The following is a 14,270-nucleotide window of genomic DNA, read 5'->3' as shown; positions in this document are numbered from 1 at the left end:
CATCATCGTCGTCATCGTCGTCGTCGTCGTCGTCGTAATCATCGATATAGTCACCATAAATGATATCGAGCGCCTGTTTCGGGATATATGTTTTGCCGGTCATCGGCGCGTGAACAACGATTCCGTTGAGTTGGTAGGTGGAACCACCGACCATGACAAGGTCTTTGCTGACAGGAAGCTGAGCGTCACCGATTTTTACAACAGGATTTGCCGGATCGGTTTCGTCGAGTTCGTAATCGGGGCGGGAGCTGACTTCAACAAAGAGGTCCTTTGTCGTTCTTCTCAGGTTGCAACCCATTTTGCGGGCGATCTTTTTCGCAAGATCGGTATTGTCAAGTAGTTTGGTGAAAGCGCCGGAGCCTTTTCCATAGGCCCAGACCGGTACATCTTCACCATTATGACCATGAGTTGTCCAACCAACAATGGTGTATCTTTCGCTGAGTATACGGGCCAATGAATAGGACATGCCAACATCTGCAGCATAGTCCAGAATATCCTGAGCATCTTCCGCAGTGATATCGAGTCCCCACCATTCAGAGACGGCTGATTGGATATTTGCAATGGAATAATCGTCTTCCATTTTATCCACAACGCCGCCGGCGGTGATTTTCATGCCCTTGAGCGGAGCAACAAGATCTTCGATCTTGGTGTTGGTGTAGTGGGTCGAAGTGTAATAATGTCCAATTTTCGGTCCACCGGTGTTGTGATCGGGAAAAGCAAGAACGAGGGTGTTCTTGTTTTTCTTGGCAAAATCAACTGCAACTTCAACGGCTTCATCGAAGGCGATCATGTCGGTGGTCATATAAACAGGATCGTTATTATGACCGGCCCAGTCGACCTGGCTTCCTTCAATCATGATAAAGAAACCATCGGGGTCCTGAGAAAGGATCTCGAGCGCTTTGGCGGTCATTTCCGCAATTGACGGTTCTGTGGGATTGAATTCAGCACGGTCCATGTCGGCGTCCATGTGGCTGCTGGCAAACATTCCCCATGCTTTGTCTGCTTCGAGAGCAAGCAATTCATCGCGGGTTTCAACATAGGCATAACCGCGGTCGAGAAGGACCTGTTTCAGATTTTCGCCGTCGGTGCGTTTTCCTCCCTCGGCTTTGGTGATCAAATGACGGCCACCGCCACCAAAAGCAACATCAAGGTTCTGATAAACCATATGTTCCATAATTTCATTATCCATACCGCGATCGTGGATATGACAGGCAAAAGCTGCCGGTGTGGCGTGAGTAATACGGCTGGTTGATACAAGACCCACCGCCTTACCCTTCAGCTTTGCAGCTTCCAGAACCGTTGCCATCGGCGCATAGGGCTCGTGCTTGATCTCGGTGCCCGGAAGATTTGTGTAGTTATCTTCGCTGGGAGCGATACCGAGAAAACGAACAGTTGTTTTGTAACCGGAAGAAAATGCGGTTGCAGCAGCTGCCGAACCGGTGATAATCGAGTTAGCCATATGAATCTTTACCGCGCCTCTTCTCATTTTATCGATCTGAAGATCTTCACCTTTGTACCAACGGGCCAAAGTCTGGATTGTGGCATCACAACCGTCGGGAACCAAAACGATGACATTTTTAACTTTTGCAAACACGCCTGTTGTAAGGGCGGCTACTAAAAGAAGAGAAAGAGTCTTTTTCATTTTTTCCTCCTGCTTGAAAAAAAACGATTGATGTAGAATTAATTTTTTAATAACGCTGAATACTGAAATAATGAATCTGTTGTACTGATGAAAAAGCTTTTCTTTCAGACCTCCTTTCCTTTTTTGTGTGAAGAGCAATTGTTGTAGAACTTTCCGAGGATTGATGGGTATTCACGCCTGGGCTGTACGAAAGTGATTAACTAAAATTGATCATGATTATAAACAGAAGATAAGCGGATTATTTAAATTTTGTAAGAAAGGATTTTAAGCGAATTAAATAAAGAACCGGGGCGGGAAAGAATGTATTTTAAACGCCGTTGTTGAAAGGAGGAAATTATGAAATTACCACGCACTATCTCATTTTTTGCAGTCGTTTCGTTGTGTGTTATTATTTGTAAATGCTCAAAGCAAAGTGAAGCCGACGATCAAAAACATTGTTACGATACTATCCCGAACAAAGTGGCCGGATTGAAAGTTGAAGGCGAGCGGACAAAAAGAAATATCATCAAAAATATGGTCCCCTATGTCTGCCGGATAAAAGAAATCTACGCAGAGGCACAAAAAGGAAATCCCGACCTTAAAGGAATGATCGAACTCAGATTTGTTGTTGAATTTCAGGGCGAAGTCACCACAATCGAAATTCAGAGAAAAACCATCGAAGACGAACAGTTCATTTCCGAGTTTATGAAAGTAATCCGCAGTCTCGAATTCGATTATTTCGGTTCCCATAACAGCGAAACCGAAGTTGTCTATCCGATTAAACTTGGAAAATGACAGTTTCGTTAAAGAATCATTACAGCGCTAAATAATTTCTTATATAATCCTAACAATCATAGCGTATACTTTATCTGCAGCTCCACCGAACCCGGATGTGCCGGGTTGATTGTGAGGGAGCATTCAGCATAGATCTGCACGCTATGGCTCATGGTTTTGTTAAGCAAATGCTTGAAAACGAGTCCCGTCGTTTTCATCTGCAGGTAATAACCTGTCTTATGGGCGGTTTTTTTCTTTTTAACTCATATCTCGCTTCTTTCCTATTTGATAAAAGTGAATATGGTGATTTTTGTGCTCTTCCGGCTGCGCTGTTCCTTGGTACGCCGCTGGTGTTCCATGCCCTGAAAGATCTCTGGGACCAAAGACTTGAAATGAATGAACTGGCCGCGCTCAGTTTTATCGCATCTTTCAGTACGGGGGAATACCGGGTTGCGGCGTTTATTGCCCTCTTTATGATTGTTTCAACATTAATAGAGTACCGGTCCCAGCTCGGGGCACGAAAAAATCTGGAAGCCCTTCTCAGACTGTCGCCATCATTGGCAAGAATCAAGAGCGGAAATTCTATTGAAGAAATAGATATAAGCAGATTGAAAGCCGGTGATATTGTCCAGGTCCGGCCGGGCGACAGGATCCCCGGTGATGGTGTTGTTTGTGAAGGATTCAGTACAGTTAATGAAGCCACTATTACCGGCGAGTCTATTCCTGTGGAAAAAAATATCAATGATTCGGTCTACAGCGGTACCATCAACCTGTCGGGAATTCTCATTATTCGGATTACCGCCGACGGCGATGATTCTACTTTGTCAAAAATACAAGAGATGATTGTCCAGGCCGAACAGAGCAAGACACCGGTGATGCGGCTGATCAATACCTATATCGCCTGGTATACGCCGGTTATCCTCATGCTTGCAGGTATTGTGCTCTTTTTTACCCGTGATCTCGATCGAGCAATCTCCATGCTTATTATTGCCTGTCCCTGCACGATACTTTTATCAAGTCCGACGGCCCTGATATCAGCCCTCAGTGCGGCGGCGCGCCTGGGGGTAATCATCAAAAATGTCGTCAGTCTGGAAATTGCCGATAAAATCACCACAATTGTTTTTGATAAAACAGGCACGCTTACTACCGGAATACTTGCCGTCAAGGATATTCATCTTGAAAACGGTGTCGATGAACATGAGGTATTGAATATTGCCGCGGGACTGGAACAGTATTCAAGTCATCCCGTAGCGAAGGCCGTTATCGATGAGAGTTCCCGGCGGAATATTATCGGCGCAAAACCGGAAAACTTTGAGGAACGTCCGGGATTCGGCGTGAAAGGAGCGATTAACAATGTTCCGCTCGCAGTTGGGCGCAGGGAATGGATTGAAGAACAGACCGCCCAAAAAATTGCCGTCACCGAAAACGGCAAAGGGACAAGCCGGCTGTATGTATCACGGAACAATGAATTTATCGGTACGATAGAATTTTCGGATTATGTAAAGCCGGAGGCCGGAAGTATCATTACCGAACTGAAAAAGGAAAAGATTGCAAAAATTATTATGCTGACCGGCGATCATAAAGAACCCGCCGAACGGGTTGCCGCTCAGTTGGGATGTGAGGTCAAAGCAGAGGTGCTTCCGTACGAAAAAATGACGACTGTTATGGATATAAAAAGGGAAGGGGATACTGTTGCGGTTGTGGGGGATGGTGTCAATGATGCCCCCGCACTGGCTGCGGGCGATCTCTCAATTGCCATGGGGGCTGCAGGAAGCGATGTCGCTATTCATTCCGCATCGATCGTACTGATGAACGATAATTTGAACCGGATTCCATTTATCATGCGCCTTTCTCACCGGGTTACTTACACTATTCGTCAGAATCTTGTATTCAGTATCCTGTATATCCTTACGTTGTTTGCCTTGAGTGCCGGAGGATTCATTTCACCGGTGCTGGCGGTGATATTACATACATTCAGTTCGGTGTTTGTTGTTTTTAACTCAGCCCGGCTGCTCCGCGTTGGAGAAGAGTTGACATGAAATCAGATTCCCGACACGTTTACACCAAAGGAACGATCTATAGCGCCGCCGGTTTGGGGGTTCAGACCGCCGGCGCACTAACCCTGTATCTGCTTTCATCTTTTTTTAACAGCATTCTCGCTTCTTTTGCTTTTTGGACAGCCTGCGCAGGATTGCCGGTCTGGCTTCATCTTATAATTGTCTGTTTACTAAAAAGCAAAGATAGTCCCCGGAATTCCCACCCAATTGCAAAAACTCATGCCGGCAGTATGATACATGACCTGAAATTGAGTCGTTTTTACTGGAAGTATTGTGTGTGGTTATTTGAAATCAGTGTACTGGCTTTGTTGGTAAGGGGTGCGGTGCCGCTATTTTTACCGTTAAATGACGTGGTCGGCATTGCTGCCGAACGTGCCTTGCCGGTTATAGCCCTTGAAGCGGTGGCCGGGCTGGTGCTCATAATAGCCGCAGTTTATTTTACGCAGATTGCAGGTGAGCCGACGCTCAAGTCTCTTCGTGCCGGAGTCCATTATCTTGCGTTGGCCGCATTTCTTTTTGTCCTGTTATGTCTTTGTGCCTGGCTGGATTATATATCTTTTGTAAATGTAAGTCCCTTTGCAGTATATGTCATTGCATCCGTAAACGCACTTTTTGCAACGGAGATTATATTTTCCATTCTTATAAAAATATACAGACCTCAGAAAGCGGGTGAATGCCCACGGCCTGCATTTTATTCCTACCTTGGTGAAAGTCTTCTCTCACCCGCTAATGCAGTCCTGATAATGAAAGGAATGCTTCATGACCTTTTCGGTTTCGATATATCGAAAACATCAGTATTTGCCTATATTCGACAAATGATCATTCCCTTTGTGGGACTGAGTGTTCCGGTTCTCATGCTTTTGAGCTGTGTCATAATTGTAGAACAGTCCGAACAGGCTGTTGCCCTCACCTTTGGTAATGTGTCCCCCGAAACCCTGGGGCCGGGGATTCATTTCAGATACCCCTGGCCTGTTGGGAGTGTCCGTACCTTCAACGTGAAACAAATCAGGCGGGTGCATGCAGGGTCGCATCGTTCGAAAGAGAGTGGGGGAAAAATATATAAGGAGAGAGTACCTATACTCTGGACAAACCGTCATGGACTTTTCAATGAAGAGCTTTTAATTATTTCGGCTCCTAAGGAGCTCTATAGCGATGCACGAAAATCGGGGGGGAGATTCAACCGTACAGAAAACAGAGCGCCTTCAATATCACTGATCGGAGCTGATATTGTTGTCGAGTATGTCATCAGCAGGTTACACGATTACATTGCCGTATCCTGTGCTCCTGACCTGATGTTAAAAAAATATGCCGAGGCTGAAGTGTCCCGGATGATTTATGCTTATGATATCGATGATATGTTCTGTGAAAAGCGGCTTGCACTCAGTGATCTTTTAGTTACGCGCATGCAGGAACATTGTAACCGACACAAACTTGGTATAGATATAATTCATACAGGGGTAACTGCAGTTCATCCCCCCTACGAAGTTGCTGAGGCATTTGAACAAACTATTGCCGCTCGTCAGGAGCGGGAAACCAGGATTCAACAAGCCAGGCAGGAAGCCATTCAGATTCAGGTTGAGACAGCCGGTTCAAAAGATAATTTCAAGAAACTGGCAGCGCTTATCGACAAGGCTGAAGAGGAAAAACAGCAGATATCCACGGATGGTGAAACAATATTGCTTAATTGCGGCGGCGATGTTTCGCAACTTGTAATGGATGCCTATGCTTATCGGTGGAGCCGGGAGTACGAGGAGCGTGGAAAAACCGAACGATTCAAACAGGAACAGGCCTTATATCGGAATGCATCAAAAAATTACCGGTACGAAAGATTTTTATCTATCCTGGAAACCGGTCTCGAAGACCGTCGTAAAATGATGGTGATCGGCGATCGGAACGACATGCTTCTTCGTATGACACTTCCGGGTGGGCAAGCCAGACGTATGCTGGACCAGGATGATTTTGAATAAATATTTACTCGCTGTGCTACCGGGCATTTAAACAGGGGATTGTGTATGAAGCAGATACTCGTATTTCTTCTTGGAACATTTCTTTTTATTCTTTTTGCGGGATATCTTTTTACTTACCGGGTTAATTTCGATGAGACAGTCCTTGTAACGACTTTTGGAAAGGCCGGAGAAAGATCGGTCAAAAATAGCGAGGGGAATGGCGCGGGGCTTTATTTCAAATGGCCATGGCCGGTCCAAAAGGTGACCCGGTTTGATCGCCGTATCATTATTCTTGAAGATCGCCTGGAACAGCAGGAAACAAAGGATAAGCAAGTTGTAATAGTTAAAGCATTTACCTCCTGGCGAATTACCGATGCACTCGGTTTTCACCGGTTTTTCAAAACCTTCGAGCAGGCCGAAGAATTTCTGCGGGAACGGTTGAGATCGGCAAAGGCGGAAATTGGAAATTTTTCATTCGAGGAGTTAACCAATGCTGACCCGGCGAAGCTTCGTATCGACGATGCCGAGAAAGCGTTATTACAACGAACAAAGAATGATCTTGAAAAACATCATTGCGGAATTGAAATCAGGACCGTCGGAATTTCCCGGATATTGCTTCCCGAGAATATCACCCGCACGGTTTTTTCGCGAATGAAACAAACCAGACACCGCATGGCTCAGAATACCCGATCTGAAGGGAAAGCCGTTGCAAAGAGTATCATGGCAAAAACAGGCAGCGATAAACGTCGTATCCTTGCATTTACCGAAAGAATGGCGCAGAATATTCGCGCTCAGGGTGATGCCGCTGCGGCTCAATATTATAAAGAATATTCAAAGAACAAAAACTTCGCTATTTTTCTGCGTAAACTCGAGGCCCTGGAAAAAAGCCTTTCAAAAAACACTACCTTTATCCTGGATACCGATACAGAACCATTTGATCTGCTTAAAGAGATGGAAAAGTAACGTCGAACCTTGAAATTCTGAAATTATGAAAAATAAAAAGACGGAAGAAAAGGTTTGCAACAAGAGGGAGACCGGTTCGGGATCTTCATCTGAGACGGAAAGGGATGTTTCGATGGAGGGATCTCAGGATACTATTGCCCATTTGTCCACGGCGCTGAAGACCGGTTTTAATATTTTAAAAATCCTGATTGTCGTTCTTGGCATTGCATTTGTTCTGAGCAATGTTTCGTGGGTGCCTGAAGGTTTTGTTGCCGTTCATACCAGATCGGGAAAGATTCCGGAAAACGGAAATCCGGTACTTCATCCAGGTGGACCTTACTTTGCGTTTCCTCAGCCAATCGATAATATCATTCAAATTCCAACAACGATCCAGAGCTGCATTATTAACAAGGCATTCTGGATAGAAAATGAGTCGACCAATCCGGACAGCTTTGAAAATGACAACAGGGCCGTATCTGAGTTTTTACGTCCCGGTGAAGACGGTTTTCTGATTACCGCCGATAAAAATGTTGTACAAGGTATATGGATCGTGTATTATCAGGTGGATTCTTCTCCCCGTAACATTCCGCAGGAAAAGCGGATTCTGAGCTTTTTGAAAAACATGGGGACACTCGAAAATGCCGGTTCAATCATAAGAACCATTGCCCAGGAAGCGATTTTATCTGTTGTTGCACAAACAACTGTTTCCGATTTTGTGGCCGGCAAAATAGACAATGATGCGATAACAGAGCGGATACAGAAAAAGCTGAACAATTTGCAGGCAGGGATACGGGTTACGAATGTTTCATCGAGCAGATATTCGGTCCCACGCACCCTGGTGAAAGATTTTCAGGCGGTTAATGAATCGGAGAGTGAAAAGGCGTTGAATATTGAAAAAGCGATACGATATCGTGTTTCAACGCTCAGTGAAATCGCCGGGGAAGACTGGGAAGTGGTTCTTGAAGAAGTTACTGAATTTGAACAAGCGGCTGAGAGTGGGAATCAGGAACTGGAAAAGAGAGCATATTCTTCTGTGGAAGAGCTGATGTTGTCGGGGGCTATCGGAGGAACGGTTGCGCAGCAGCTCGATGAAGCACGTACCTGGAAAACAGCAACAATAGAAGAGTCCAGAGCATCAGCCGAACGATTCAATAAACTCCTTCCATCGTACCGGAAAAATCCGGAAATCATGAAAAATCAGCTTTTTACCGATGTGCTGAAACAAATATGGTCATCACGGACTGTTTCATCCCTCTATGTTCCTTCAAGCAAACAACTCTATCTGAATCTTGAGAATGATTTAGGAGAATAGTACCGGGGAAAAAATGAGGCGCTAATCCTGAAAAAACATAAAACTAACAAAAAACTCACAAAAGCATAGTATTATACTTGTATATTATTTGACCGTTTTTATTATGGTTTATCTGTTTAAAAATCTGACAATGAAAAACCGAAATATCAAACAAATTATCCTCGATTTCGATAATGAGATAGCATCCAAAGAGCGAGATATGTCGCACCTGCAGAAATCACATTTTTCGGTCGGTAATGTAAAATTATTGCAGGCAAAAATCGAGCGGCTGGAAAAAGAAAAGCAGTATCTTTCTACGCTTCATTCCAATTCTTCCGCTGTAGGTGAGTAAAAACTTATTCACTTCGTACCTGCAGGGGAGTCTGGATGTCGGATAGAAATATTTCAAGATAATTATAGACAGTTTCTGAATTTTTACCTCTGTCACTGAGATATCCCAGTCCGAACTGAGTTAGTATTTCTTTTTTCATCATTTCGTTACATGATGAAAATTCCTGCTTATACCGTCGTTGAGCAACCTCATCGAGCGTTTGAACTGTCCATTTGATATCCCTGATTATTTCTTGTCGCTCATAGGTGCGATAGGTTTTGCTGTTCTGAAGCTGCTTTTTTAATAATTCTCCCGCTGTATTGGCATTTTCTCCAAGATTCAGACCTGTTATATGTGATGCCACACAGGTAAACGTTTTTATCTGGTGATGGGCCAGATGATTCTTTGTCTCAGGAATCATAGTGGTTTTGGACTGATTTATATGCGAGCACATGAGAAGGGTGCTGCTCAGTATTGCCAGCACGGTGAATCTCATAATAATGCGGTTCATAATCCTCCCTGGTAATTCTAGGTAATATTGTACATTTAATTTAGCATAGCATTCAAGCATTGTTATAATTAAGTTAGGAATGACGGCAGAAAACTTCCAGAGGGACCTGAGTCGTTACGTTATTTTTTACTTAAACAGTACCTGGGTCCCCATGGCCTGTTTATCGGCAAATTCGGGAAAGCGGTGATGTTGAATATTCTTGATAAGCGGATAAAACCAGCCGGTAAATTTTATGAGAAAAAATTTGTCGATTGGGCGGTAGTGCGCATGGGGTCTCAGACACATTCTGAAAACAGCTTTGATAATGAAACTTCGAATAGTTAAAGGAGAAAAATCCTTTTCGATTTTAAATCCGGAAGGATATTTCCGTTCATAGTGTTCGATTATTTTTTCAATTTTAATGTTCAGGCCGGGCGACCATGGGCCGAGAAAATATTCACGGGCTAAAGCGAGTATTTCAAAGGTATCAAAATAAAAATCGAACATTTGTTCATCCATACCGAGTTGCATGCCCAGACGTCTAATTTCCTTGATTTTGTATAATGCCCGATACCCTTCCTTAATGGCTTCATCACGATTATGCACGAACCGCCGAAGGATTTTTCTTACAAAATGATTGATTATAATTGTATCCCAGAAAACCCAGAAAAGGGGCGGGATTCTGATCCGTCTGAAATACAGGGTCCGGCGGGAATATTCGGGCAGATACCAGAGATCCTTAACTACGATGTCCGATAGTTTTACGAGTCGAAGGAGCAGTGAAGGATCGTTGTCGGGAAAATACCGGGAAGCAAAGTCTTCAACCGCCTTTTCGGCACTTTTTCCACAACGGAATATATCAATCGCGGCGTTTGTATTGAGTTCATTCCAGAGTGAAGATTTATTCTGGAAACTCAGCCGGGTAAATCGGGACCAGCCGCCGGTTTGGCACCAGGCGTAAATACCAATCAAGCTGTTGCATGAAGAAAGTTGAGAATAATATTTTTCGTAGTCGAAGCCTACAAAGGATGGGAATTCCCCAAATCCTTCATATTCTCTTCGGGTTTGAAGTTCGATTATCTTCTTATGGGAACTCTCAAAAAATAGCGGGCTGAGGTGCAAATGACGATGAAAGTCCGTGTCGCCGTATTTAAGAGAAATGACAAAATTTTTGCTGGTGATCTTATCAAAAACCGCATGGTAGGTATCAGGATTCCACATCAAATCCCCAATCGGATAGGCGCCGAGAGTCCAGGTTCTGAAAATCAGAAGGCGGTTATAACTCTCAAAAACAGGCAGAAGCGATTGAATATATCGTCTTGCCTGCGCAGGTCTTTTTATAATGAGTCTGCTGTTGAATTCCCCGTGGACATCGATACCGTCCGATTCTCCTATCCGGAAAATCACGCCATTAACTTGAGGGAATTCCTTGAATAGCCGTTTGAGTGCAATTGAAAGCAGGTGGATATTATGTGAATCTTTGTTGCGTGTATATGTATCGATATAGTTGTTATAGAACATAATATCGGTGGTGAGAAATATTTTCAGATTCAGCCGGGATGCGATGTCAAAAAATTTGGAATAGAACGCTTTATAATCTGAAATTGTATTTCTAAGTTTTTGTGGATAAAAATCGATCGAAACTAAATGCGCGACATCATCGAGGGAAATGGCATTGTAGCCCAGTAATGCAACCTGTTCGACATAGTTTTTGTATTCCTGGAGAACACGTGTTGAAACAGATTTATCAATAGTGCCGCCCCTTTCGAGATGTTCGAAAGGGGCTTTTGACCAGTTGACAGTTCTGTTTTTTGAAAACCGCGTATTGAACAGCGGAGCATTGGCATCGATAATGTACAGCTTGAAATCCTGCCGGGGTTCCACAAAAGCCTTTCGGAAAATCTATAGGTCCATCTGCTTTTATTGCTCTAATGCGACAATATCATTATAGGGAAGATAGCTTTCCATATCGGAAGAATCAAGATTTTTGCTTGATTTTCCATTAAAAATATCATGCAGTACCAGATCCCAGTCATAGGTGCTTAAAACGTGGCAGCGTGCATTAATGCGCATTTCTTTGTACAGATCAGGATAGTGATTGATCATATTAATCATGCCGTCGATTTTCGCTGTCCATTCATCGATATCGTTTGCCGATGCGCTGTAGCCGGTTTTCCCGTTAAGGATAATTTCCTGTGGGCCGCCGAAGTTGGAGACTATGGCGGGCAAACCGCATGCCTGTGCTTCAAGAACCACCATTCCGAAGGTATCGGTAACACTGGGAAAAACAAAGCAGTGGGAAGCGGAATAGAGATGAGGCAACTGCAGTCGTGGTATCCGGCCAACAAAGTGAACTCGGGGGAAACGGGCCATTTTCTGCTGGAATTCTTCGAAATAGGGTCCGTTACCGGCAAGGATAAGGTTTACATTTTGATGTTTTTCGGCGATTTTTGCATACACGTCACCCAGAAAATCCACACTCTTTTCTTTGCTGATACGCCCCGAATACATAAGGGTAATTCCGTCGGTAATCCCGCAGGTATTCTCCAGAATTTGATGAGCACCATCATAAGGGGCAAAAATATTCGGATCGATTCCCCGCTTGAAGCGGACCATTTTTTCCCGGGGGATTCCCCGTTTTTCAAGAAGGGAGATGTATTGTCTGGTCGGTACCGAAACTGTGCCAGACATAGAATAGAAAAATCGAAGACAATCTTCGACAATATTACACACCGCTTCATCGCCGATAATCTGCTTTGCATAACGGGTAAAATCGGTGTGATAAATGTTGGTACTGGGGACATGGAGCAGCTTTGCGCACAGCAGACCGAGCATACCGATCGGGCCGGGTGTTGAAATGTAGATTTCATCGGGAGCCTGGTCGTAAATCATCTTAATCGATGACAATACAGGAGGAATGCGCAGCGTATAGGTATCGAAGTATGATGGCGTATACGTATGAATGCAGGGGAGTTCCAGAACATTTGGTGGAAGAAGTTTCCGGTCTTCGTCTTTCAGTATACAACTTACGAGAACAAGTTCCAGATTTCTTTCGTGGGCGAGCCAGCCAAGTTTTCTCAGGGTTTCTGCAACACCATTCAGGTCGGTAAGGGTGTCGGTGAACCACAGAATTTTTTTCTTTTTCTTCTGGTGAGTGCTGCCAAATTTGTTAACAAGTTTGTCGAGCAATTCACGGGAATCGTTGAGTACATGGAGTGTCGTAAAAAAAGGAAGGGACAGAAATATACCGGGAAGTGCACTTGAAGCGCTTTTGACAATTCCGAAAATATCGGCATGCTTTACATGATCCGAAAGGTTTTTTAGAAGCCCCTCAAAGAAATGATCGGCAATAAGGGTTATCTTGTCATTCAGAATCTCCATTTTTTCTTCGACCGAAAGATCATTCACCTTTTTGAATCGTTCGATCAGTTCAAGCAGCGTTCTCTTAACAGCATCGTCTTTGACTGCTTTGGAGCGTTTCATCCGCTGAAGCATAAGGTTGTTCTTAAATCCAAGCGGCTGCTGATCAAAGATGAGCGAATTAACTGAACTGAACAGTGAAGATGCAAGTGCTTTGCCGCGGGCCTGGGAAAAATCGTAGGCCACTTTATAAACCATAAGTGCAAAGCCCTGATAATCGTTACTCCGTCCGCCGGGAGATGATTCTTTTGCTTTCATTCTCTCTAAAAATTCTTCAGGACTTGCAGCGTCAACTTCGGTATAAGTCCGTCCGATAAAGAGACCGCTGTGATCATCCGAGCCGCCGATAACCCCTTTTATCCAAGGGGCCTCACTATAGGGTTCGATTGAATAGTCGTTCAGCAGTTTATCGGTATGTTCGGGGGTAAGAGCGGAAAGCACGCCTGAGAGGGTATCGTTTTCACCCAGACTTCGGCTCCCGTTTCTTCCTTCAAAATAGTCAAAAAGGATAAGCAGTTTATCAATATGCTCAAGGGAAAGGCGGCGATTCACAGAAAAGGAGAGGTGGGCGACTGCATGGACAAGATCGTTTTTTTTAATATAATCCCGAAAATCGTAAATATTGCTCCGGATTTCATTAATTTCGTTGAATTGTTTCTCGGTACACCCATATACCAATAGGTGAATTTTGGCACCGTCTTCGGGGAAATAGGTGGTGAATTCAACACCCGGAATAATCCTGTCGGGATACTTTTCTTTCAACAGAAGAGAGCCTTCAATAGCATTGTGATCGGTGATAGTCACAAAATCCATACCCTGTTCGATTGCCCGTTCATAAACGGCTTCCGGAGTAACATATGATTCCCGGGTTCCAAGACGCTGAAGAAACCATGTCGACGGATGGGCTGAATACGTTGAGTGTACATGAAGGTCGGCTTTGGCCATAAATGGAGTGCTCCCTTCCAAGTAGATAATTTGAAGTTAATATGGTTAATACATACTATATTAAAAGGTACACTACATTTATTAAGATTATATTATGTCAATGTTTTGCTTTGGTTACGTACCACTATATATTGTGGTTATTGGGGCTTTTTATCGGAAATTATGTTGTTATCATTAATTTTAAAGAATATTTGGTTTTTTAATCCGGCCAGTCCAGGTGTTATTTTTATCGGAGGTACATTATTTTCAAAAAACAACAGCCTAATCATTAAATAAATATTACACTTGTTGAATCAGAGTAAAGTGTTTATTTTACTATAGATATTCCAACATGTAATCTTTTGTGACCAAATGCTGGCCCACAGGTGTTTATCACATGAACTATTAAAGAAATCTGGAGCCTTCAGGTTCACTTCTTTAAGGGTGTTACTTATAAATGGGGTAAAAGATGGG

General features: G+C 43.8%; 10 protein-coding genes. 6 read left to right on the top strand and 4 right to left on the bottom strand.

The window, feature by feature from the left end; all coding sequences use genetic code 11:
• Positions 1-1,642: alkaline phosphatase (locus GF401_17620; GenBank protein MBD3346877.1), on the bottom strand; the 1,642-nt coding region annotated here is incomplete at its 3' end.
• A 336-nt stretch (positions 1,643-1,978) separates the two neighbouring features.
• On the opposite strand from GF401_17620, the gene GF401_17615 reads away from it, so the two are divergent.
• From GF401_17615 to GF401_17590, 6 genes are all read left to right on the top strand, one after another.
• Positions 1,979-2,416, top strand: coding sequence for an AgmX/PglI C-terminal domain-containing protein (locus GF401_17615; GenBank protein ID MBD3346876.1), 438 nt, complete (start codon positions 1,979-1,981; stop codon positions 2,414-2,416).
• Between the two features lie 95 nt (positions 2,417-2,511).
• Positions 2,512-4,434: a cadmium-translocating P-type ATPase gene (gene cadA / locus GF401_17610; protein ID MBD3346875.1), complete on the top strand. Its 1,923-nt coding sequence runs from the start codon at positions 2,512-2,514 to the stop codon at positions 4,432-4,434.
• Positions 4,431-6,419 carry a hypothetical protein gene (locus GF401_17605; GenBank protein MBD3346874.1) on the top strand — a complete coding sequence of 663 codons (1,989 nt, stop codon included), beginning with the start codon at positions 4,431-4,433 and terminating at the stop codon, positions 6,417-6,419. The genes cadA and GF401_17605 overlap by 4 nt, the downstream gene beginning before the upstream one ends.
• A gap of 45 nt (positions 6,420-6,464) precedes the next feature.
• The gene (locus GF401_17600) at positions 6,465-7,361 is read left to right on the top strand and encodes a hypothetical protein (GenBank protein MBD3346873.1); all 897 of its coding nucleotides are present in this window, start codon (positions 6,465-6,467) and stop codon (positions 7,359-7,361) included.
• Positions 7,362-7,386: 25 nt separating this feature from the next.
• Positions 7,387-8,652 (top strand): hypothetical protein, encoded by a 1,266-nt coding sequence (locus GF401_17595; protein ID MBD3346872.1) that lies wholly within the window; start codon positions 7,387-7,389, stop codon positions 8,650-8,652.
• Between the two features lie 130 nt (positions 8,653-8,782).
• Entirely contained in the window at positions 8,783-8,983 is a 201-nt protein-coding gene (locus GF401_17590) for a hypothetical protein (GenBank protein MBD3346871.1), read from the top strand.
• Positions 8,984-8,987: 4 nt separating this feature from the next.
• Here GF401_17590 and GF401_17585 read toward each other — a convergent pair whose 3' ends face one another.
• The 3 genes from GF401_17585 to GF401_17575 form a co-directional block, all read right to left on the bottom strand.
• Entirely contained in the window at positions 8,988-9,473 is a 486-nt protein-coding gene (locus GF401_17585) for a hypothetical protein (protein MBD3346870.1), read from the bottom strand.
• Positions 9,474-9,599: 126 nt separating this feature from the next.
• Complete coding sequence (locus GF401_17580; GenBank protein ID MBD3346869.1) at positions 9,600-11,336, bottom strand: glycosyl hydrolase family 67; 1,737 nt, start codon at positions 11,334-11,336, stop codon at positions 9,600-9,602.
• Positions 11,337-11,372: 36 nt separating this feature from the next.
• A complete protein-coding gene (locus GF401_17575; protein MBD3346868.1) occupies positions 11,373-13,817 on the bottom strand; it encodes a glycosyltransferase in 2,445 nt (814 codons plus the stop codon).
• Positions 13,818-14,270 lie beyond the last annotated feature (453 nt).

It is taken from the genome of Chitinivibrionales bacterium (assembly GCA_014728215.1).
Taxonomy (GTDB): domain Bacteria; phylum Fibrobacterota; class Chitinivibrionia; order Chitinivibrionales; family WJKA01; genus WJKA01.
The sequence above is the reverse complement of the archived record's forward strand: the minus strand, read 5'-3'. Positions and strand labels throughout refer to the sequence as shown.